Annotated in this window: 20 protein-coding genes; 6 read left to right on the top strand and 14 right to left on the bottom strand. The window is 67.8% G+C overall.

The window, feature by feature from the left end; all coding sequences use genetic code 11:
• Positions 1–106 precede the first annotated feature (106 nt).
• From AC07YS_RS29400 to AC07YS_RS29415, 4 genes are all read right to left on the bottom strand, one after another.
• Positions 107–1,099 carry an ABC transporter ATP-binding protein gene (locus tag AC07YS_RS29400; protein ID WP_495270278.1) on the bottom strand — a complete coding sequence of 331 codons (993 nt, stop codon included), beginning with the start codon at positions 1,097–1,099 and terminating at the stop codon, positions 107–109.
• A 6-nt stretch (positions 1,100–1,105) separates the two neighbouring features.
• Complete coding sequence (locus AC07YS_RS29405) at positions 1,106–1,990, bottom strand: ABC transporter permease (protein WP_159274476.1); 885 nt, start codon at positions 1,988–1,990, stop codon at positions 1,106–1,108.
• Positions 1,987–2,937: an ABC transporter permease gene (locus tag AC07YS_RS29410; RefSeq protein WP_070061679.1), complete on the bottom strand. Its 951-nt coding sequence runs from the start codon at positions 2,935–2,937 to the stop codon at positions 1,987–1,989. Before AC07YS_RS29410 ends, AC07YS_RS29405 begins: the two co-directional genes overlap by 4 nt.
• 197 nt (positions 2,938–3,134) lie before the next feature.
• On the bottom strand, positions 3,135–4,226 hold the full coding sequence (locus tag AC07YS_RS29415) for a tartrate dehydrogenase (protein ID WP_070061680.1): 1,092 nt from the start codon (positions 4,224–4,226) through the stop codon (positions 3,135–3,137).
• A 273-nt stretch (positions 4,227–4,499) separates the two neighbouring features.
• Between AC07YS_RS29415 and AC07YS_RS29420 the strand changes: the two genes are divergently transcribed.
• Positions 4,500–5,357 carry an aldo/keto reductase gene (locus AC07YS_RS29420; RefSeq protein ID WP_495270277.1) on the top strand — a complete coding sequence of 286 codons (858 nt, stop codon included), beginning with the start codon at positions 4,500–4,502 and terminating at the stop codon, positions 5,355–5,357.
• A 4-nt stretch (positions 5,358–5,361) separates the two neighbouring features.
• On the opposite strand, the gene AC07YS_RS29425 is transcribed toward AC07YS_RS29420, so the two are convergent.
• From AC07YS_RS29425 to AC07YS_RS29460, 8 genes are all read right to left on the bottom strand, one after another.
• Positions 5,362–6,852: a nucleobase:cation symporter-2 family protein gene (locus AC07YS_RS29425; RefSeq protein ID WP_095946737.1), complete on the bottom strand. Its 1,491-nt coding sequence runs from the start codon at positions 6,850–6,852 to the stop codon at positions 5,362–5,364.
• Positions 6,853–7,084: 232 nt separating this feature from the next.
• The gene (locus tag AC07YS_RS29430) at positions 7,085–7,846 is read right to left on the bottom strand and encodes a GntR family transcriptional regulator (RefSeq protein ID WP_390345797.1); all 762 of its coding nucleotides are present in this window, start codon (positions 7,844–7,846) and stop codon (positions 7,085–7,087) included.
• A 14-nt stretch (positions 7,847–7,860) separates the two neighbouring features.
• Positions 7,861–8,598 (bottom strand): aspartate/glutamate racemase family protein, encoded by a 738-nt coding sequence (locus AC07YS_RS29435; RefSeq protein WP_495270276.1) that lies wholly within the window; start codon positions 8,596–8,598, stop codon positions 7,861–7,863.
• 27 nt (positions 8,599–8,625) lie between these two features.
• Positions 8,626–10,119 carry an NCS1 family nucleobase:cation symporter-1 gene (locus tag AC07YS_RS29440; protein WP_495270275.1) on the bottom strand — a complete coding sequence of 498 codons (1,494 nt, stop codon included), beginning with the start codon at positions 10,117–10,119 and terminating at the stop codon, positions 8,626–8,628.
• 241 nt (positions 10,120–10,360) lie between these two features.
• On the bottom strand, positions 10,361–11,587 hold the full coding sequence (locus tag AC07YS_RS29445) for a M20 family metallopeptidase (RefSeq protein ID WP_139702712.1): 1,227 nt from the start codon (positions 11,585–11,587) through the stop codon (positions 10,361–10,363).
• A 23-nt stretch (positions 11,588–11,610) separates the two neighbouring features.
• Entirely contained in the window at positions 11,611–13,398 is a 1,788-nt protein-coding gene (gene uraD, locus AC07YS_RS29450; protein WP_070061688.1) for a 2-oxo-4-hydroxy-4-carboxy-5-ureidoimidazoline decarboxylase, read from the bottom strand.
• The gene (puuE, locus tag AC07YS_RS29455) at positions 13,395–14,357 is read right to left on the bottom strand and encodes an allantoinase PuuE (RefSeq protein ID WP_062480836.1); all 963 of its coding nucleotides are present in this window, start codon (positions 14,355–14,357) and stop codon (positions 13,395–13,397) included. The genes uraD and puuE overlap by 4 nt, the downstream gene beginning before the upstream one ends.
• An 8-nt stretch (positions 14,358–14,365) precedes the next feature.
• Complete coding sequence (locus tag AC07YS_RS29460; RefSeq protein ID WP_056574067.1) at positions 14,366–15,040, bottom strand: GntR family transcriptional regulator; 675 nt, start codon at positions 15,038–15,040, stop codon at positions 14,366–14,368.
• A 94-nt stretch (positions 15,041–15,134) separates the two neighbouring features.
• Here AC07YS_RS29460 and uraH point away from each other — a divergent pair, with 94 nt between their 5' ends.
• Complete coding sequence (uraH, locus tag AC07YS_RS29465; RefSeq protein WP_070061690.1) at positions 15,135–15,485, top strand: hydroxyisourate hydrolase; 351 nt, start codon at positions 15,135–15,137, stop codon at positions 15,483–15,485.
• Positions 15,486–15,487: 2 nt separating this feature from the next.
• On the opposite strand, the gene AC07YS_RS29470 is transcribed toward uraH, so the two are convergent.
• Positions 15,488–15,991, bottom strand: a complete 504-nt coding sequence (locus tag AC07YS_RS29470; RefSeq protein ID WP_095946742.1) for a hypothetical protein — start codon at positions 15,989–15,991, stop codon at positions 15,488–15,490.
• Between the two features lie 53 nt (positions 15,992–16,044).
• Here AC07YS_RS29470 and xdhC point away from each other — a divergent pair, with 53 nt between their 5' ends.
• The 4 genes from xdhC to AC07YS_RS29490 all read left to right on the top strand — a co-directional run bounded on the left by xdhC (position 16,045) and on the right by AC07YS_RS29490 (position 21,306).
• Entirely contained in the window at positions 16,045–16,851 is an 807-nt protein-coding gene (gene xdhC / locus AC07YS_RS29475) for a xanthine dehydrogenase accessory protein XdhC (RefSeq protein ID WP_492685985.1), read from the top strand.
• Between the two features lie 215 nt (positions 16,852–17,066).
• On the top strand, positions 17,067–18,278 hold the full coding sequence (locus AC07YS_RS29480) for a urate hydroxylase PuuD (RefSeq protein ID WP_495270064.1): 1,212 nt from the start codon (positions 17,067–17,069) through the stop codon (positions 18,276–18,278).
• Between the two features lie 69 nt (positions 18,279–18,347).
• Entirely contained in the window at positions 18,348–19,688 is a 1,341-nt protein-coding gene (locus AC07YS_RS29485) for a glycerate kinase type-2 family protein (RefSeq protein WP_495270065.1), read from the top strand.
• Between the two features lie 175 nt (positions 19,689–19,863).
• A complete protein-coding gene (locus AC07YS_RS29490; RefSeq protein ID WP_095744186.1) occupies positions 19,864–21,306 on the top strand; it encodes an NAD-dependent succinate-semialdehyde dehydrogenase in 1,443 nt (480 codons plus the stop codon).
• On the opposite strand, the gene AC07YS_RS29495 is transcribed toward AC07YS_RS29490, so the two are convergent.
• The gene (locus tag AC07YS_RS29495) at positions 21,307–22,023 is read right to left on the bottom strand and encodes an MgtC/SapB family protein (RefSeq protein WP_062480849.1); all 717 of its coding nucleotides are present in this window, start codon (positions 22,021–22,023) and stop codon (positions 21,307–21,309) included. It lies immediately after the preceding gene.
• Positions 22,024–22,102 lie beyond the last annotated feature (79 nt).

The following is a 22,102-nucleotide window of genomic DNA, read 5'->3' on the forward strand; positions in this document are numbered from 1 at the left end:
GGCGGCGGGCCGAAGAGCTTTTCGCGCGGCAATGCGTAGTGCCGCACGAGGTCGGTCACCTGCAGCAGCGGGGTCGAAGAGGAAGACGTCGAAGTCATCGGGGTGCTCATGCGGCGGCCAGCGTGGCGTGCGCGGCGACGGCGTCGAGGTGCAGGCAGCTCACCGCGTGGCCGTTGGGTTGGCGGGCCAGCGGCGGTTTCGTGGTGTGGCAGGCGTCGGTCGTGAAGTCGCAGCGGCCCGCGAAGCCGCAGCCGCGCGGAATGTCGACCAGCTCGGGCACGCTGCCGCGGATGGTGGGCAGCCGGCCCGCGCGCACGGCGCCGAGCGCGGGGCGCGCGGCGAACAGGCCGCGCGTGTAAGGGTGAGCGCGATCGGCAAAGACCGTCTCGGTCGGGCCGCTTTCCACAGCGCTGCCGCCGTACATCACGAGCATGCGCTGCACGCTGCTGGCGATCACGCCGAGGTCGTGCGAGATGAGGATCAGCGCCATGCCCATTTCGGCGACCAGGCCCTGGATCAGGTCCAGCACCTGCTTCTGGATCGTCACGTCGAGCGCGGTGGTGGGCTCGTCGGCGATCAGCAGGTCGGGCCCGCAGGCCAGCGCCATCGCGATGCCGATGCGCTGGCGCTGCCCGCCCGAGAACTGGTGCGGGTAGGCATCGAGTCGCGAGGCGGCGTCGGGAATGCCGACGCGGTCGAGCAGCGCGAGCACTTCCTTGCGCGCCTCGGCTTTCGACAGACCGCGGTGCAGCCGCAGCGGCTCACCGACCTGGCGCGCGATGGTGTGCACGGGGTTCAGCGCCGTCATCGGCTCCTGGAAGATCATGCCGATGCGGTTGCCGCGCAGCTGGCACATCTGCTTTTCGGGCAGGCCGACGAGTTCCTGGCCGTCGAGCTTGATGCTGCCCGTGACCTTCGCGGTGGCAGGCAGGAGGCCCATGAGCGACATCACGGTGATCGACTTGCCGCAGCCCGACTCGCCGACGATGCCCAGCGTTTCGCCGCGCTCCAGCGAGAAGGAAATGCCGCGCACGGCTTCGGCCGGCCCGCGTTGCGTCTGCAGGCCGATGTGGAGGTCGTTGACTTCGAGAAGGGGCATGGCGGTCTACCTTGCGCGGGCCAGGCGCGGATCGAGCAGGTCGCGCAGACCGTCGCCCAGCAGGTTCAGGCCGAGCACCGCGAAGGCGATGGCCATGCCGGGGAAGACGGCCAGCAGCGGTTGCTGGAACATGAGGGTCTGGGCTTCGCTGAGCATGCGGCCCCATGAGGGTTGCGGCGGTTGCGTGCCGAGGCCGAGGTAGGAGAGGGCGGCTTCGGCCAGGATCGCGATGGCAAAGCGGATGGTGATCTGCACGATCAGCACGGCCGAGATGTTGGGCAGCACGTGCTGCATCGTGATCGCGAACGATCCCTTGCCGCAGGCGCGTGCGGCGGCGACGTACTCGCGTGACCAGATGGCGTTGGCCGAGGCGCGCGTGATGCGCGCGAAGGTCGGGATGTTGTAGATGCCGATCGCGATGATCGCGTTGACGATGCCGGCACCGAACACGGCGGTCATCATGATCGCCGAGAGGATGGCGGGGAAGGCGAGGGTGAAGTCCGACAGGCGCATCACCGCCTCTTCGACCCAGCCGCGTCTCGCAGCAGCGAGCAGGCCCAACGCGGTGCCGACCACGAGGCCGATGCCCACGGCGATCACGCCCACGAGGATGGAGGCGCGCGCACCCACCAGCAGCAGCGAGGCCACGTCACGACCGAAGGCATCGGTGCCGAGCCAGTGCGTGGCCGAAGGGCCCTGCATCTTGTTCGCCATGTCCATCGCGTAGGGCGACCAGGGCGTCCAGACGAAGGAGATCAGAGCCGCCAGCAACAGCAGCAGCGCGAACACGCCGCCGATGACAAAGCTGCGGTGCTTGACCGCGCGGCGCCAGAAGCCGGGCGCGAGGGGCGCGGCGGAGGCGGGCACGGAAGGGGAGAGGATGGCGCTCATATGTCGCTCGCCTTGATGCGCGGGTCGATGACGGCGTACAGCACGTCGACCACGAAGTTCACGATGACGACCATGGCCGCGAGCAGCATCACGCAGTTGCGCACCACGATCAGGTCGCGGTTGCTGATGGCCTGGAAGATCAGGCGGCCCAGGCCCGGCAGGTAGAACACGTTCTCCACCACGATGGTGCCGGCCAGCAGTTCGGAGAACTGCATGCCCATGACGGTGATGACCGGGATCATCGCGTTGCGCAGCACGTGGGTCCACAGCACCATGCGCTGGGACACGCCCTTGGCGCGCGCCGTGCGAACAAAGTCTTCGCGCATCACCTCGAGCACGGCGGAGCGTGTGATGCGAGCGAGGATCGCGGCCTGCACCACGGCCAGCGACAAGGCCGGCAGCAGCAGCGATTTCAAGCCCGCGAAGATGCCTTCACCCCAGCCCTCGAAGCCGCCGGCGGAGAACCACTGCAGCTGCACCGAGAACACGAGGATCAGCAGGATCGCGAACCAGAAGTTGGGAATGGCGATGCCGACCTGGGCCATGCCCATCAGGCCGACGTCGCCGAGCTTGTTGTGGCGCGCGGCGGCGGTCACGCCCACGAGCAATGCGATGACCACGGTCAGGGCCATCGCCATCACGGCCAGCGGCACGGTGAGGGCCAAACGTTCGAGGATCAGGTCGATGACGGGCGAGCTGTAGGCGTAGCTGTCGCCGAGGTTGCCGGTGAGCAGGCCGCCGATCCAGTGCCAGTAGCGCGTCCACGCGGGTTGGTCCAGGCCGAGCTTGGTGGCCAGGGCCGCGACGGCGTCGGGCGAGGCGTCGGGGCCCATGAGCATCTGCGCGGCATTGCCGGGGAGAATTTCGAGCACCAGGAACACGATGACGGACGCGCCGATCAGCGTGCCGATGAGCGTCAAGGTGCGCTTGAGCAGGAACAGGCCCATGGTTCAGTGGCTCCGTTGTTTGTCGCTGTTCAGGGCGTGTGCCCAGGCCACCGGGTACTTCCCTCCGCGAATGTCCCCCGGCCTTCGGCCTCCTCCTTGATTTCGCTGCGGGAAGCACCCAGTGCCCTGGGCACGGGGGCACGCTGCGGGTGTGCGCAGCGCGTTTCGCTTCCTGCGAAAAAGAGGGTCGGGAGGTGTCATGCCGAAGCGATGCACTCGGCAATCGCGCGGCCCACGTCCACCGTGTTGGCGGTGCCGCCCATGTCGCGCGTGCGCGGGCCTTCGCTGAGCACGGTCTCGATCGCCGAGAGCACGGCCGCCGAGGCCTGTGCGTACACGGGGTCGTTGTCGCCCAGGTGGTCGAGCATGAGCGCGGCCGACCAGATCTGGCCGATGGGGTTGGCGATGCCCTTGCCTGCGATGTCAGGGGCCGAGCCGTGCACGGGTTCGAACAGCGAGGGGAACTTGCGTTCGGGGTTCAGGTTGGCCGAGGGCGCGATGCCGATGGTGCCGGTGCAGGCGGGGCCCAGGTCGGAGAGGATGTCGCCGAACAGGTTGGAGGCCACGACCACGTCGAACCAGTCGGGGTGCTGCACGAAGTGCGCGCACAGGATGTCGATGTGGTACTTGCTCGTGGCCACGTCGGGGTAGCGCGTGGCGATCTCGGCCAGGCGCTCGTCCCAGTAGGGCATGGTGATCGAGATGCCGTTCGACTTGGTGGCGGCCACCAGGTTCTTGCGCTTGCGGCGGTTGGCGAGCTGGAACGCGTAATCGATGATGCGGTCGACACCCACGCGGGTGAACACGGCTTCCTGGATCGCCATTTCGCGCGGCGTGCCTTCGAACAGGCGCCCGCCCACCGAGGTGTATTCGCCTTCGGTGTTCTCGCGCACGACGAGGAAGTCGATGTCGCCGGGCTTGCGGTGCGCCAGCGGGCCCGGCACGCCAGGCATCAGGCGCACGGGGCGCAGGTTCACGTACTGGTCGAAGTCGCGGCGGATCTTGATGAGCAGGCCCCACACGGCGATGTGATCGGGCACCTTGGCCGGATCGCCCACGGCACCGAAGTAGATGGCGTCGTGGCCCTGGATCTTGTCGGCCCAGTCGGCCGGCATCATCAGGCCGGTGCGCACGTAGTGGTCGGAGCCCCAGTCGAAATGGTCGTACGCGAAATCGATGCCGAAGCGCCGACTGACCGCGTCGAGCACGCGAAGGCCCTCGGGCATGACTTCGACGCCGATGCCGTCTCCGGGAATGACGGCAATCCTGTGCTTTTGCTTCTGTTGCATTGACTCAACCTGTTCCTGAACCGTTTCGATAAGAGCGCCGACGCTTGTGACATCAGGCCGTCAAAAAATTCTAGGAGCGGGTGGCGCGCGCGCGATGGGGGTTGGCACCCACCGGGCATTGACAAAAAGCGAAGGCCAAAACGCCAGAACACGGCGGAAGATAAGCAATTGATGGTCATCGAACTGACTTGGACTTCGAAAAATTAGAAGGCGCCGGAGGCGGAAAACCCGCACCCGGGCACCCGCCGAAAGGGCCTGCGTACCATCGTGCCCATGCGAACACTTCCACTCCCCACCGGCGGCGAGATGCCGGTTCTCGGTCTCGGCACCTGGCGCATGGGCGAAGACGCCACCCGCCGCGCGGCCGAGGTGGCCGCGGTGCGCGAGGCCATCGGGCTGGGCTACCGCCTGATCGACACGGCCGAGATGTACGGCGAGGGCGGCGCCGAGACGGTCGTCGGCCAAGCCGTGGCCGAGGCGCTGCGCGCGGGCGATGTGCAGCGCGAAGACCTCTTCATCGTCAGCAAGGTCTACCCGCACAACGCCAGCCGTCGCGGCACGGGCCAGGCCTGCGAGCGCAGCCTGGCGCGGCTCGGGCTGGAGCGCATCGACCTGTACCTGCTGCACTGGCGCGGCAACCACCCGCTGGCGCACACGGTCGAGGCGATGCACGAACTGGTGGCGGCCGGCCGCATCGGTCATTGGGGCGTGAGCAACTTCGACACCGACGACATGCAGGAGCTGGCGCAGGTCATCGGACAAGGTCCCGCTTGCGCGGCCAACCAGGTGTACCTGTCGCTCGGCGAGCGCGGCCCCGAGTTCGACCTGCTGCCCTGGCAGCGCGAACGCGGCATGCCGCTGATGGCCTACAGCCCGATCGACCAGGGCGCGCTGGCGGGCGACGAGGCGTTGGGCACGTTGGCGGCGGAACTCGGCGTGAGCGCCGCGCAACTGGCGCTGGCCGCGGTCATCGCGCGCCCGGGCGTGGCGGCGATTCCGAAGGCAGTGCGCAGCGCGCATCTGAAAGAAAACAGGGCCGCCGCCGAGCTGCGGCTCGATGCGACGACCCTGGCGGCGCTGGACCGGATCTATCCGGTGCCGAAGCGCAAGACGCCGTTGGCGATGATCTAGTTCATCAGTGCGCGTCGGCGTGCTTGGCCGCCGCGATCACCGCTTCTTCGTCGTGCTTCGCACCGTTGAGGAACAGGTTCAGCAGCACGGCGGTGATCGACGCCAGCAGGATGCCCGACTCGATCAGCGAGTGGATCGAATGCGGCATCCACTGCTTGAAGTTGGGGGCGATCAGCGGAATCATGCCGACGCCGATCGACACGGCGACGATCATCGCGTTGTGGCGGTTGGTCTTGAAGTCCACGCCCGACAGGATGCGGATGCCGGTGGCGGCCACCATGCCGAACATCACGAGGCCCGCGCCGCCGAGCACCACGGTGGGCAGCGACTCGACCAGCGCGGCCATCTTCGGCAGCAGGCCCAGCACGATCAGGATCACGCCGCCGGCCACGCAGACATAACGGCTCTTGATGCCGGTGACGGCCACCAGGCCCACGTTCTGCGAGAAGCTGGTGTACGGGAAGGTGTTGAAGATGCCGCCGATGAGCGTGCCCAGGCCGTCGGTGCGCAGGCCCTTGGCCAGGTCTTGCTGGCTGATCTTGCGGTCGGTCATTTCGCCCAGCGCGAGGAACATGCCGGTCGATTCGATCATCACGACGATCATGATCAGCGTCATCGTGAGGATCAGGATGGGGTCGAACAGCGGCATGCCGAAGTGGAAGGGCAGCACGACGTCGACCCAGGCGGCCTTGCCGACTTTTTCGTAGGTCATGAGGCCGGTGAGCGAGGCCACCACCGCGCCGATCACGATGCCCAGCAGCACCGAGATGTTGGCGATGAAGCCCTTGGCGTACTTCACGATGAGCAGGATCGACACCAGCACCAGCGCAGCCACGCCGAAGCCCGACAGGTCGGCGTACTTGGGGTTGGGCACCGTGGGCATGATCGCGAAGCCCTTGGGCACCGCCGGAATCGAGCTGCCCGGCGAGGTGACCTCGGCCAGCCACTTGGCGTACACCGGGTCGACCAGCGCGGGCGCCGTCGGGCCCACGGGGTTGCCGAAGATCCAGTTGATGCCCACGCGCATCAGGCTGATGCCGATGACCGCGATGATCGTGCCCGTCACCACCGGCGGGAAGAACCGCAGCATGCGGCTCACCAGCGGCGCGATCAGTATCGATATGACCCCCGCGCCGATGATGGCGCCGAACAGCAGCTGCGCTCCGTTCTGCCCGGGGTTGGCATTGGCGATGGCGACCATGGGCGCCACCGAGGCGAAGGTCACGCCCATCATCACGGGCAGCTTGATGCCGAACCACTGCGTGGCGCCCAGCGCCTGGATCAGCGTGGCGATGCCGCAGCAGAACAGGTCGGCCGAGATCAGCAGCGCGACCTCGTCGGGCGAGAGCTTGAGCGCGCGGCCCACGATGAGCGGCACCGCGACGGCGCCTGCGTACATCACGAGCACGTGCTGCAGGCCGAGGGCCGCGAGCTTGCCCGAAGGCAGGCGCTGGTCCACGGGATGGACATTGCTGGAAAGGGAATCTGCCGTCATCGTTGTCTCCTGGCGCGGCGAGGGGAACGGAGCAGTGATGCGCGTCGCAGAGCCGTCGCGCACACCAGTTGTGTACGCGAAACTGTATACAATTTATGCGGCAATCCGGATTCAGGTAAACCCGAATCCGGCGAAGAAGCGCTGTGGGAGGCGCGCGCCGGGGCATCCGGCGTTTCGGCCGGCGTTCAGGTATTGGGGGTGGGGCGCGTCAGCGACGCACGGGCTCAGCGGCTCAGGCCAGCAGCGCTTTGACCAGGTCGAGTTGGCGGTCGGGCTTCTCGGTGCCCAGTTCGAGGCTGGCCTCGATGCGTTCGAGGTGCTCGATCATGCAGGTCACGGCCGCTTCCACGTCGCCCTTGCGGCACAGGCGCAGGAAGTCGGAGTGCTCGTCGGACGAGCAGTGCGGGTCGTTCGACGAGTGATAGAGCATCGCGATCAGCGAGCTGCGCGCCACGAGTTCGCGCACCATCTCGGCCAGCGTGTGGTTGCCGGTGGCTTCGGCCAGCGCCACGTGAAAGTCGCCCAGCAATTTCTCGCGCACCGTGCCCATGGTGGTGCTCTGGCGCAGCGCGGTGCGTTCGAACTTGATGTGCTGCTCGAGCGTCTGATAGTCGCGCGGCCGGGCATTGGCGATGAACAGGCGCACCACCTCGCGCTCCAGGATGCGGCGCACCGCGAACACCTCGCGCGCCTCGTCCACCGTGGGCTGGCAGACGAAGGCGCCCTTGTCGGGAATCATCTCGATGAGCTTGTCCTTCGACAGCATCAAGAGCGCCGCGCGCACCTTGGTGCGGCTCACCGAGTAGACGCGGCCCAGCGCCTCTTCGCGCAGCCAGGTGCCGGGCGGCAGGCGCTTCTCGACGATCGCGGTGGCGATGTCGTTGGCGATGCTCTCGATGGAACTGTTCTTGTCGGCCGGCGCCGTGCCGTTCTCGGCCGGTGCGGTAACGGGGGCGGCGGAAGGGACGGAGGTTTTGGAACTGGCGCGGGGCATCCGTCGATTGTGGCTCAGCGCGTGAGGGTGAAGGCCTCGAGCGCGCCGATCATGGGCTTGGGCAGGGGCCTTGCCAGCTCGCCGTGCTTGCTGGTGCGCAGCTTCAGCGCCACCAGCGATTCGATGAGCTTGGTGCCCGCGGCCACGCCGTCGATCACCGGCACGCCGAGCACCTGCTCGATGTGCGCGCACAGGTCGGTCATGCCGGCGCAGCCGAGCACGATGCAGTCGGCACCGTCTTCTTCGAGCGCGCGCCGGCACTCGTCGACGATGCGCTCGCGGGCGTTGGAGCCCGGCTCCTCCAGCTCGAGCACCGGCAGCTCGCAGGCGCGCACGTTGGCGCAGAAGCGCTCCGTGCCGTAGATCTCGGCCAAGTGCCAGGCCTGGCCCATGGTGCGGCCCAGCGTGGTCACCACGCTGAAGCGGCTGCCGATCATGCTGGCCAGGTGCATCGCCGCCTCGGCGATGCCGACCACCGGGCCGCGCGCCAGCTCGCGTGCGGCCTTCAAGCCTGGGTCGCCGAAGCAGGCGATCACGTAGCCGTCGATGCCGTCGCGCTCACCCGCGGCGATCTCCTGCAGCAACCCCGGCACGGCCAGCGCTTCGTCGTAGTGGCTCTCGATGGAGACCGGCCCCATGGCCGGGCTCACGGCCACGATCTCGGTGCCGGCGTGCGCCACCGCGCGGGCGCAGGCACCGATCTTCTCGGTCATGCTCCAGGTGGTGTTGGGGTTGATGATCTTGATGCGCACGGCGCGGTCCCTTCTTCGGTCAGTTTTTCAAGTCTTGTTGTTGCGGTTCAAGAGCACGTAGAGCACGAAGCCCAGGCCCATGCCGATGAACCACGCATAGTTGGCGGCGCCGCGCAGCGTCGGCACCATCACGCACAGGATGGGCACGATGGCCGAGGGCACCAGCGCCTGGATCGCCTTCGGGTTGTAGCCGCCGCTGTACCAGTACTGGCCTTTGGGGCTCATCGTGTAGAGCGCGTCGACGTCGATCTGCTGCTTGCGCACGATGTAGTAGTCGGCAATCAGGATGCCGAACAGCGGGCCGATGAACGAGCCCAGCACGTCCAGCGTGTAGTGGATGACCTCGGGGCTGTTGTAAAGGTTCCAGGGCGTGAGAAACACCGAGCCCACCGCGGCGATCATGCCGCCCGTGCGCCAGCTGATGTGCTGCGGCGCCACGTTCGAGAAGTCGAAGGCCGGCGACACGAAGTTGGCCACGATGTTGATGCCGATGGTGGCGATCATGAAGGTCAGCGCGCCCAGCACCACGGCCGTGGTGCTGTCGATCTTGCCCACGGTGTGCACCGGGTCGGTGATCAGTTCACCAAAAACGGGCAGCGTGGCCGCCGTGGTGATCACCGTGAGCAGCGAGAAGAACACGAAGTTGATCGGCAGGCCCCAGAAGTTGCCCTTCTTCACCGCGTCGAAGCTCTTGCCGTAGCGCGAGAAGTCGCCGAAGTTGAGCATCGGGCCGCTGAAGTAGCTCACCACCAGCGCGATGGCCGAGAGCATCACCGGCAGCGCGTCCCAGCCCTGGAACTTGATGCCGCCCAGGTTCAGGTCGATGTTGCTCCAGCCGGCCTTCCATACCAGCCAGCCGCACAGCACGGCCATCACCACGTACACCGCCGGGCCGGCCCAGTCGATGAACTTGCGAATGGCTTCCATGCCGTGCCAGAACACGAAGGCCTGCAGCACCCACATGACCATGAACGCCACCCAGCCCAGGGCCGAGAGGCCGACGAAGCCGTACTGCGCTACGTCGGCATACGGCGCCAGGCCCGGCGCCATGTGCAGCGCCAGCACCATGAAGGCCGCCGATGCCAGGTAGGTCTGCACGCCGTACCAGGCCACCGCGATCAGCCCGCGGATGATGGCCGGGATGTTGGCGCCCAGCACCCCGAACGAGGCGCGGCACACCACGGGGTAGGGCACGCCCGTCACCTGGCTGGGCTTGGCCACCAGGTTGCAGAAGACCTGCACGATCACGATGCCCACCAGCAGTGCCACCAGCACCTGCCAGCTCGACAGGCCCAGCGCGAACAGGCTGCCGGCCGTGATGTAGCCGCCCACGCTGTGCACGTCGGACATCCAGAACGCAAAGATGTTGTATTGCCCCCAGGTCTGCTTCTTGAGCGGGGCGAGGTCCTCGTTGGTCAGGCGCGGGTCGTAGCCCGGCTTGATGAGGGCATTCGATTCCGCGTGCGGCGCGATGCCGGCTTCGCTGGCCCCCGCGGGGGCATGGCTGGCGACTGTGCTCATGGTCTTTCCTCGTACTTGGTTGGGATGAGGGACTTTTTGACGCAAATTTCGCGCCGTCTTTATGGGTTCGTTATTTGTATACAAAAATTGAACTCAATCAAGACCATGCGGGGAATCATATATCCGTAGATTCCCTGATACGGGGCGGGCCGGGGCAAAGAAAAAGCGCCATGCCCCGCGAGGGACATGGCGCCTTGGAGGGGCCGGGGCGGGGCTTACTGCGCCGCGACCTTCTGCGCGCTCAGGCGAGCAGGTCGGCCAGCGTGCGCGCCACCACCTTGGTCGCGCGGCGCAGGTCTTCGAGCACCACGCGCTCGTCGCTGCGCTTGGCGTGCGACTCGAGCACGGTGCGCGGGCCGGCGCCGTAGATCACGCCGGGAATGCCGGCCTCGACGTACAGGCGCACGTCGGTGTACAGCGGCGTGCCCATGGCCTTGATGGGTTCGCCGAACAGCTCGCCGCCGTGCTTCTGGATCGCGTCGACCAGCGGCTTGTTGCCGGCCAGCGGCTTCATCGAGTTGGCGAGCAGCATGCGCTTGATCTCGACCGTGATGCCCGCGCTTTCGGCGGCGGCATCGGCGATCACCTGGCGGATGTTGGCTTCGACCTCGACCGGGTTCTCTTCGGGGATCATGCGGCGGTCGAGCTTGAACACGACCTTGCCGGGCACGACGTTGGTGTTGGTGCCACCCTCGATGCGGCCCACGTTCAGGTAGGGGTGCGTGATGCCCTCGACCTTCGACGTGACCTTCTGGTAGAGCGTGTTCTGCGCATACAGCGCGTTCAGGATCTTGGTGGCACCCTGCAGCGCGTCGATGCCGGTGGTGGGCACGGCGGCGTGGGCCATCTTGCCGTGCACGGTCACTTCCATCTGCAGGCAGCCGTTGTGCGCGGTGACCACTTCGTAGCTGAAGCCGGCCGCGATCATCAGGTCGGGCTTGGTCAGGCCCTTCTCGAGCAGCCAGCCCGGGCCGAGGATGCCGCCGAACTCTTCGTCGTAGGTGAAGTGCAATTCGATGCTGCCCTGGGTGGGCTTGGCCACGGCCTCGAGCGCGCGCAGCGCGAAGGTGAAGCTGGCGAAGTCACTCTTGCTGACGGCGGCGGCGCGGCCGTACAGGCTGCCGTCGACGATCTCGCCGCCGTAGGGGTCGTGCGTCCAGCCTTCGCCGGGCGGCACCACGTCGCCGTGGGCGTTGAGCGCGACGGTGCGCCCGCCGTTGCCGTACTTGCGGCGCACGATCAGGTTGGTGATCGATTCGAGGCCGTAGTCCTTCACGTCCTGCGCGGGCACGGCGTGCTTCTCGGCATCGAGGCCGAAGTCCTTCAGCAGCTCGGCGGTGCGCTCGGCGTGCGGTGCGTTGTTGCCGGGCGGGGTGTCGGTGGGCACCTGCACCAGTTGCTGCAGGAATTGCACTTCCTCGTCGAAGTGGGCGTCGATCCAGGCGTCGAGTTTGGCGTAGTCGGTCATGGTGGTTGTTCTTGTGGGGTCGGTCAGTGGGCTTGTTCGGCGGCGAGGTTGTCCAGCAGGAGCTGGAAGGCCTGCACGGCGAGCTGGATGTCGTCGTTGGTGCTCGACTCGAGCGGGTTGTGGCTGATGCCCGAGTTGATGCCGCGCACGAAGAGCATGGCCTGCGGCATCACCTCGTGCAGCTTCATCGCGTCGTGGCCGGCGCCGCTGGGCATGCGGAAAAGCGGAATGCCCAGCGCGTCGACGGCCTGTTCCCAGCGCTGCTGCCAGGCGGGTTCGCTCGGTGCGGCGGCGGCGCGCATGGTTTCCTCGAGTTCGTAGCGCACGCCGCGGCGTTCGCAGATGTCCTTCAGTGCGGCGACCACGTCGTTGGCCAGCGCGTCGCGCTGTGCGTTGTTGGGCGCGCGCAGGTCGAGGCTGAACTTGCAGCGGCCGGGCACGACGTTGATCGAGCCACTCGGCACTTCGAGCATGCCCACGGTGCCGACCGAGTCGCCGTCTTTGGCGGCGCGCTGCTCGGTGTAGAGGATGAGTTCGGCCACGGCGGCGGCGGCGTCGCGGCGGCGGTCCATGGGCGTGGTGCCGGCGTGGCTGGCCATGCCGATGACTTCGCCCACGTAGCGCACGCTGCCGTTGATGGAGGTGACGATGCCCAGCGGCAGGTCGAGCTCGGTGAGCACGGGGCCCTGCTCGATGTGCACTTCGACGAAGCCGAGGTAGCGCGCCGGGTCGCGCTGGATCTTCGGAATGTCTTCTTCCTTCAGGCCGGCGTGCTGCATGGCCTCGCGCATGGTGATGCCGTCGGCGTCCTTCTGGTCGAGCCAGCGTGGGTCGAAGTGGCCGATGAGCGCGCCCGAGCCGAGGAAGGTGGCCTTGTAGCGCTGGCCTTCTTCTTCGGCGAAGCCGACGACTTCGAAGGCGAAGGGCAGGCGGCGGTTCTGGCGTTTGAGTTCGCGCACGCAGGCCATGGGCACGAAGATGCCCAGGCGGCCGTCGTACTTGCCGCCGTTGCGCACGGTGTCGTAGTGCGAGCCGGTGAGCAGGGTCTTGGCGTCGGGCGTGGCGCCTTCGTAGCGGCCGACCACGTTGCCCACGGCATCGATGTGTACGGAGTCGAAGCCGCAGTCGCGCATCCAGCCCGAGATGTTCGCGGCGCAGGCGCGGTGCGCGTCGGTCAGGTAGGTGACGGTGAGCTGGCCCTTCTCGGCATAGCCGGGGTCGGTGTGCACCGACAGCTGCTCCTGCCAGTCCCACACGTCGTTGCCGAGCGTGATGTCGGCGCCGAACTTGTCGTTCAGGCGGATCTCGGCGATGCGGTGGATGTTGCGCAGCGCCTCGCCGAGTTCGAAGCTCGGGTGGTTGTGCAGCCGGCGCGCGAAGGTCTCGATGATCTCGCGCTTGGCGAGACCCGTGCCGCGCGGGCCGCGCACCGCCAGGATGAACGGGAAGCCGAACTTCGCGTTGTAGTCGGCGTTGAGCTTCTGGATCTGCGCGAACTCTTCGGGCGTGCAGTCGGTGAGGCCGGCCTTGTTCTGCTCGTTGGTCGACTCGGCGGTGAGCGTCTTGCTGACCATGGCCTTGCCGGCGAGCTCGGGGTGGGCGCGGATCAGGCCGATCTGCTCGTCGGCCGACGACGCGGCCAACGCCTGCACCAGCGCGTGCTTCAGATGCGCGAGCGAGCGGAAGGGGCGCTGCACCAGCGCGCGCTGCGCGATCCAGGGCGAGTGTTCGTACACGCCGTCGAGCATGGCAACGGCAGCGGCCGGCCCTGCGGCGTTGAGTTGGGCAAGGGTGAGGAGGGGGGTGCTCATGATGCGGCTCCGGCTTCGAAGGGGTGTGCCTGCTTCCAGTGGCGTGCGATGTCGACGCGGCGGCAGACCCAGACCTTGTCGTGCGTGGCGATGTGGTCGAGAAAGCGCTGCAGCGCCGTGATGCGGCCGGGGCGGCCGAGCAGGCGGCAGTGCATGCCGATGCTCATCATCTTGGGGCTGTCGTCGCCGTTCGGGTCGCCTTCGGCGTACAGCGCGTCGAAGGTGTCCTTCATGTACTGGAAGAACGGGTCGGCGTGCGAGTAGCCCTGCGGCAGCGCAAAGCGCATGTCGTTGCAGTCGAGCGTGTAGGGCACGATGAGCTGGGGCACGACGCTGCCGTCGGTCTTTTGCACCTTCATCCAGAAGGGCAGGTCGTCGCCGTAGTAGTCGCTGTCGTACTCGAAGCCGCCGTAGTCGGCCACGAGGCGGCGCGTGCGCGGGCTGTCGCGGCCGGTGTACCAGCCGAGCGCGCGCTCGCCGGTGAGCTTTTCGATGGCTTCCATGCCCAGGCGCATGTGCTCGCGCTCGGTGGCTTCATCGAGGTTCTGGTAATGGATCCAGCGCCAGCCGTGGCAGGCGATCTCGTGGCCGAGTTCCTTGAAGGCGGCGGTGAGTTCGGGGTAGCGCTGCAGCGCCATGCCCACGCCGAAGACGGTGAGCGGCAGGCCGCGCTTTTCGAACTCGCGCAGGATGCGCCACACGCCGGCGCGCGAGCCGTACTCGTAGATGCCTTCCATGCTGATGTGCCGGTCGGGGAAGCTCGCCGGGTTGAACATCTCGGACAGGAACTGCTCCGAGCCCGCGTCGCCGTGCAGCGTGGCGTTCTCGCCGCCTTCTTCGTAATTGAGGACGAACTGCACCGCCACGCGCGCACCGCCGGGCCAGCGGGCATGGGGCGGGTTGCGGCCGTAGCCGATCAGGTCGCGCGGGTAGGGCAGGGTGGTGTCGTAGACGGTCATGGTGTGGATCAGGACAGCGCGAGGGAGATGTCGTTGGTCGGGACCTTGCGGTCGAAGGTGAGGTTGGCCTCGACGTGTTCCAGGTGCTCGGTCATGAGGCGCACAGCGAGTTCCTCGTCGCGCGCGGCCAGCGCCTTCACGATGTCGGCGTGCTCGTCGTTGGAGTGCTCGGCGGCGCTGGTGCTCTGGTACATGAGCGTGATGAGGGCGCAGCGCGAGATCAGCTCGCCCAGAATTTGCGCCAGCACCTGGTTGCCCATGAGCTCGGCCATGCGCACGTGGAAGTCGCCCAAGAGCTCGGTGCGGCCCGACACGTCTTCGCCGCCGACGGCCGATTTCTCGAGCGCCACATGCTCCTTGAGCGCCTTGATCTTGGCGGGCGTGACGCTGCGCACGAAGGCGCGGGTCATTTCGGCCTCGAGCATGCGGCGCACGGCGAACACCTGCTTGGCCTCGTCGACGGCGGGCGCGGCCACGAAGGCGCCGCGCGCCGGCTCGAGCCGGATCAGCTTGTTCTGCGAGAGCTGGAACAGCGCCTGGCGCACCAAGGTGCGCGACACGCCGAAGTGATCGGCCAGCTTCTGCTCGGCGAGCTTGGTGCCGGGCTGAAGGCGGTGCTCGACGATGGCCTTCGTGAGGGCATCGACGATCGAACGGGTGGTGGAGGACTCCATGTTTTTCATGATAGACCCAAAGCCGGTAACTGTATACACTTTTGTCCACCGGAATTTCCCGCACCCCGATCTCACCGATCCGACACCCTTTGAAGGAGGCCCCATGGGCTTGAGCACTCACGTACTGGACACGATGCACGGCGGCCCCGCGGCCGGCATGGAGGTGGCGCTGTACACCACCGACGGCGACGCCGCGACGCTGGTGAAGCGCTTCACGCTGAATTCGGACGGCCGCAGCGACGGGCCGCTCTACGACAACAACTCGATCAAGGTCGGCACCTACCGCCTGGTGTTCGACGTGGCGGGTTATTTCAAGGCCCGCGGCGTGACGCTGCCGGAGCCGAACTTCCTGAACAAGGTGGCGCTGGACTTCGGCGTGGCGCACACCGACCAGCACTACCACGTGCCGCTTCTGGTCAGCCCGTGGAGCTACTCCACGTACCGCGGCTCCTGAGGTCAGTCGCCTTGTTGCTGCCCTTCGGTCAGGGTGTCGAGCTGGAAGCGTCCGCTCTTGTCCCACAGCCAGGTGTCGGTCCAGGTGACCGCGCCCAGGCGCTGGGCGGGCGGGAAGGGCGCGGCCTGCAGCACGGCGCGCTCGATCTCGGCGATCACCTCGGGCGCGTGCTTGGGCGCGCGCAGCCAGTGCATCGAGACCACCTTGCCGCCGGCGTCCAGGTTCACCTGCAGGGTGCCGACCGCGTACAGCAGCGGCGGCATCTGGCCCTTGTAGATGCGCGAGGGGTTGGCGTTGTAGATGTGGCGTGCGGCGTCGCGGCGGTACTCGCGCGCGGTGGCTGCGCTGGAGGCACGCGGCGCGGGCCCGCTGCCCTGTGCGTTGCTGGCGCCGCTCAGCTGGCCGGGCACCGAGCCCGTCGAGCCGCAGCCGGCGAGCCACAAGGCGGAAAGAACAGTGGCGGCCCAGGCGAGGCGGCGCGGCGTAAGCTGGCGGTTCGTCATCATCGCCGGGGTTATACCGTGAGTTGTTGCCGCCTCGGCAACCGAAGGTATCGGTCATGAACGGTGCGGTCGATCAATTGCTGGCGCGTCTTCGCACCGAAGACGCGGTTCTGGTGCGCGTCGAATCGACGCAAGGCTCGGCCCCGCGCGAGGCCGGCACCTGGATGGCCGTCTGGGCCGACGGGCTCACGGCCACCATCGGCGGCGGGCAACTCGAGTTCCAGGCCACGCAGGAAGCGCGCGAAATCCTGGCCGGCACCCGCAGCCTCGACGGCGTGCAGCGCTACCCGCTGGGCCCGAGCCTGGGCCAGTGCTGCGGCGGCGTGATGTTCCTGACCTACCGGCGCATCGGCGCGGCCGACGCGCCCGCGTTGCAAAAAGAATTGGTCGCGCAACTCGAGCCCGTCGCGCTGTTCGGCGGCGGCCACGTGGGCGCCGCGCTGGCGCGCCTGCTGGCCGTGCTGCCGTTCTCGGTGCGCTGGATCGACAGCCGCGACGGCGTGTTCCCCGACGCACTGCCCGCGCAGATCGACACCGAGCACTCCGAGCCCGTGCAGGACGCCGTGGCCGCGCTCGCGCCCGGCAGCCGCGTGCTGATCATGAGCTTCAGCCATGCCGAAGACCTGGACATCGTCATCGCCTGCCTGAAGCGCCTGCGCGCGCGCAACGACCTGCCCTACATCGGCCTCATCGGCAGCAAGACCAAATGGGCCACCTTTCGCCACCGGCTGGAGGCGCGTGGCTTCACGGCCGACGAACTGGCGCGCGTCACCTGCCCGATTGGCGTGCCTGGCATCACGGGCAAGGAGCCCGAGGTGATCGCGGTCGCCGTGGCGGCACAGTTGTTGCAATCGCTGGGCTGAACAGGGTTTTCCCTTGGCGGCGACGCCGCAAATAGCATCCCGCCTCGTGCCAAAACTGTATACACTTTCGGTCCACAACAAGCCGCAGCGGAGCGAGGTCCATTTCAACGGACCTGCGTTCGCGGCACTTTCTCTGCTTACAGCGCCCGCGGTGGTGAGCAGGCTGAAACCCCTCCTTGGCGCCCCCACGCGCCAACAGGGTTGAGAGAGAGCACATGGAAAGCTACTACCTCGACTGGGCCAACCTGCTGCTGCGCTGGGTCCACGTCATCACCGCCATCGCCTGGATCGGCGCCTCCTTCTACTTCGTGATGCTGGACAACAGCCTCGAGAAGCCGCAGGACCAGGAATCGCTCGACAAGGGCGTGGGCGGCGAGCAATGGGCCGTGCACGGCGGCGGCTTCTACAACAGCCAGAAGTACGCGCTGGCGCCCAAGAAGCTGCCCGACCACCTGCACTGGTCGTACTGGGAAAGCTATTCGACCTGGCTGACGGGCTTTGCGCTCTTCACGATGTCGTACCTGTGGAACGCGAGCACGTACCTCATCGACAAGAGCAAGATGGACTGGCAACCAGGCGCCGCCATTGCCGTGGCGCTGGCCTTCTTCGTCGTGTTCTGGATGGTCTACGACGGCATCTGCCAGATCTTCGGGCGCCGCAAGAACGGCGACACCATCGTCGGCGTGCTGATCGCGGTCTTCATCGCCTTCGCGACCTGGCTGGCCTGCCAGTGGTTCGCGGGCCGCGCGGCCTTCCTGCTGGTGGGCGCCATGATGGCCACCACCATGAGCGGCAACGTGTTCTTCTGGATCATCCCGGGCCAGCGCAAGAACGTGAAGGCGCTGCGCGAAGGCCGCCCGGTCGACCCCGTGCACGGCCAGCGCGGCAAGCAGCGCAGCGTGCACAACACCTACTTCACGCTGCCGGTGCTGTTCGCGATGCTGAGCAACCACTACAGCTTCACCTACACGCACAAGTACAACTGGATCGTGCTGCTGCTGATCATGCTCGGCGGCGCGGCCATCCGGCAGTTCTTCGTGGTGCGCCACCGCTTCAAGCTGGGCAACGCGGGCAACCCGCTGCCCTACGCCATGGTCGGCATCGCGGTGCTGGGTCTCACGATCGTGTGGATGAAGCCCGAGCCAGTGGCGCCGGTTGCGGCCAGCGCCGCCCAGGCGGTGCCCGCCGTGGCCTACCAGGACGTGCAGAAGGTGCTCGAGCAGCGCTGCTTCATGTGCCACGGCGCGGCCGTGCAGATGAAGAACGTGCGCGTCGACACGCCCGACCAGGTGACGGCGCACGCCCAGGCGATCTACCAGCAGGTCGTGGTGACCAAGATCATGCCGATGAACAACGCGACCAACATCACCGACGAAGAGCGGGCGCTCATCAGCCGCTGGTTCCAGGCCGGCGCCAAGACGAACTAGCAGACCGTGGCCTGCGAGGGCGGGCCACCGGTCGTCGCACAATCGCCGAATGGAGACAACACGCAAGCCATGACCGCATCGACCTCGCCCTCAGCAACAGCTCCCGATCCGCGCGAAGCCCCGCGCGCTTTTCTCGAACACCTGTACCGCGTGGCGGTGGACCGCGCACTGCCGCTGTCCACGCTGGGCGCGCATCTGCCCCAGCCGCCCAAGGGCCGCACCGTGGTGCTGGGCGCCGGCAAGGCCGGCGGTTCGATGGTGCAGGCGCTCGAAGCGCTGTGGCCGGCCGATGCCCCGCTGTCGGGCCTGGTCGTCACGCGCTATGACCACATTCCGCCGCGCCCCGCAGGCGTGCCGCAGCGCATCGAGCTCGTCGAGGCCGCGCACCCCGTGCCCGACGCGGCCGGCCAGCAGGCGGCCGAGCGCATCCTGGCGCTCACGCAGGGACTCACGGCCGACGACCTCGTGCTGTGCCTCATCTCCGGCGGCGGCTCGTCGCTGCTGGTGCTGCCGGCCGAAGGCCTCACGCTGGCCGACAAGCAGCGCATCAACAAGCAACTGCTCGACAGCGGCGCCCATATCGGCGAGATGAACTGCGTGCGCAAGCACCTGTCGCGCATCAAGGGCGGCCGGCTCGCGGCGGCCTGTGCGCCGGCGCGCGTGGTCACGCTCACCATCAGCGACGTGCCCGGCGACGACCCGGCCGTGATCGCCAGCGGCCCCACCGTGCCCGACGCCACCACCTGCGCCGACGCGCTGGCCATCCTCGACCGCTACGGCATCGAAGTGCCGGCGCCCGTGCGTGCGCAGCTCGAAAGCGGCACGCTCGAAACTCCCAAGCCCGACGACGCCGTGTTCGCCGGCCACAGCACGCACCTCATCGCCACGCCGCAGCAGTCGCTCGAAGCCGCCGCCGCGGCCGCGCGCGCCGCCGGCATCGGCGTGCACGTGCTGAGCGACGAAATGGAAGGCGAATCGCGCGAAGTCGGCAAGGTGCACGCGGCACTCGCCCGCGCCGTGGCCTTGCGCGGCGAGCCCTTCGTCCGGCCCTGCGTCATCCTGTCGGGCGGCGAAACCACCGTCACCATCCGTCCGCGCCAGCCCGGCCAGGCCAAGGGCCGCGGCGGGCGGGCCGGCGAGTTCTGCCTGGGCCTGGCCGGCGCGCTCATGGGCCAGCCGCAGGTCTGGGCGCTGGCCGCCGACACCGACGGCATCGACGGCGTGGAAGACAACGCCGGCGCCTTCGTCACGCCCGACACCCTGGCGCGCGCCACGGCGCAGGGCAGGAAGCTGTCCGACCACCTCGACCGCAACGACGCCTACGGCTATTTCGACGCCATCGGCGACCTGTTCGTGACCGGTCCGACGAACACCAACGTCAACGACTTCCGCGCGATCCTCGTGCTGTAGGCGCGCCCCGGCCCCTGGCGGGGGCCGCCGGCAAGCTTTGTGAACTCAGGTTAATCTACGGCCCCGGCGGCGCTTGGCCGCCGTTGTCGCATGCGCACCCCCACGGGGTGCCGCGCCGCGCGCCCGATTTCCCGTTTCGTTTTCACCATCCAGTCCTCGAAGGAAAGAGTTCGCCATGACCGCCACCTACACCGACACCCGCCTGCTGATCGACGGCCAATGGGTCGACGCCGCCGACGGCAAGACGCTCGACGTGCTGAACCCCGCCACCGGCAAGGCCATCGGCAAGGTGGCGCACGCCAGCATCGTCGACCTCGACCGCGCCCTGGCCGCCGCCCAGCGCGGCTTCGAAGCCTGGCGCGACACGCCCGCCAACGAGCGCGCCGCCGTGATGCGCCGCGCCGCCGGCCTGATCCGCGAACGCGCCCTGGACATCGCCAAGCTGCTGACGCAGGAACAAGGCAAGCCGCTGGGCGAAGCCAAGGTCGAAATGATGGCCGCCGCCGACATCATCGAGTGGTTCGCCGACGAAGGCCGCCGCGTGTACGGCCGCATCGTGCCCTCGCGCAACCTGGCCGCGCAGCAGTTGGTCATCAAGGAGCCGGTCGGCCCCGTCGCGGCCTTCACGCCGTGGAACTTCCCCGTCAACCAGATCGTGCGCAAGCTCGGCGCCGCACTGGCCACCGGCTGCTCCTTCCTGGTGAAGGCGCCCGAGGAAACCCCGGCCTCGCCGGCCGCGCTGCTCAAGGCCTTTGTCGACGCCGGCATTCCGGGCGGCGTGGTGGGCCTGGTGTTCGGCAACCCGGGCGAGATCTCGAGCTACCTCATCGCGCACCCGATCATCCGCAAGGTCACCTTCACCGGCTCGACCCCGGTCGGCAAGCAGCTGGCCGCACTGGCCGGTTCGCACATGAAGCGCGTCACGATGGAACTGGGCGGTCACGCCCCGGTGATCGTGGCCGAAGACGCCGACGTGGCGCTGGCCGTCAAGGCCGCCGGTGCGGCCAAGTTCCGCAACGCGGGCCAGGTCTGCATCTCGCCGACCCGCTTCCTGGTGCACAACAGCCTGCGCCATGAGTTCGCGAGCCTGCTGGTCAAGCACGCCGAAGGCCTGAAGATGGGCGACGGCCTGGCCGAAGGCACCAACCTCGGCCCGCTGGCCAACGCCCGCCGCCTCACGGCCATGGCCCATGTGCTGGAAGACGCGCGCAAGAAGGGCGCCACCATCGCCACTGGCGGCGAACGCGTCGGCGACACCGGCAACTTCTTCGCGCCCACCGTCATCACCGACGTGCCGCTGGACGCCGACGTGTTCAACAACGAACCCTTCGGCCCCATCGCCGCCATCCGCGGTTTCGACACGCTCGAAGAAGCCATCACCGAAGCCAACCGCCTGCCCTTCGGCCTGGCCGGCTACGCCTTCACCAAGTCGATCAAGAGCGCGCACCTGCTGAGCCAGAAGCTCGAGCTGGGCATGCTGTGGATCAACCAGCCCGCCACGCCTTCGCCGGAAATGCCGTTCGGCGGCGTGAAGGATTCGGGCTACGGTTCGGAAGGTGGTCCGGAGGCGATCGAGGCCTACCTGAACACCAAGGCTGTTTCGATCCTCGGCGTTTAACTAGTCTTCGGCGGAGGCGTTCCAGAACGCCTGCTGGACGCCTTCCAGCGTTTCCAGTTCCGCGATCACCTGGTCGAGCTCTTCGGGCTCGACCGCGGTGGCGTACAGCGTCGCGGCAATCTCCGTGTCGGCCTGTCCGAAGGCGTGCTGGTCGATGTCGCGCACCGGGTAGTTCGCGGCTTCCAGCTGCACCAGCAGCTGGTCCATCACCTCGGGCCGCGCCGCGCGTGAGCAGATCACGCGCACCGTGTAGGTGGCCTCGCTCGATTCCTCGTGCACCGGGCGGCGGTTGATGCGGTTCACCACCGGCCGCAGCAGCGTGTTGCTCGCCAGCACGAAGAGCGCGGCGATCAATGCTTCGCCCAGCAGATCGGCGCCCGCGCAGGCGCCCACCGCGGCCGATCCCCACAGCGTGGCCGCCGTGTTCAGGCCGGTGATGTTGGCGCCTTCCTTCATGATCGCGCCGGCACCGAGAAAGCCGATGCCCGAGACCACGTAGGCGACCACGCGCACCGCGCCGTCGGGGCCGCCCAGGCGGGCCGCCATGTCGACGAACACGGCCGCGCCCACGGCCACCAGCGTGTTGGTGCGCAGCCCCGCGGTGCGCTGGCGCACCTGGCGCTCGAAGCCGATCAGCGAGCCCAGCAGAAAGGCCGCGCCCACGCTGACCAGCGTGTCCAGCAGCGAAGGCAGGTTGATGTGGCGAATGGCTTCCATGAGTGATCCTCCTGATCCTCTGTGTGCGAAGCAGGGTAGCGGCCTTGTGTGACAGCCGCGACCCTGCGTCCGCCGGGTG

Source organism: Variovorax sp. GW458-11-26-14-LB1 (genome assembly GCF_059423965.1).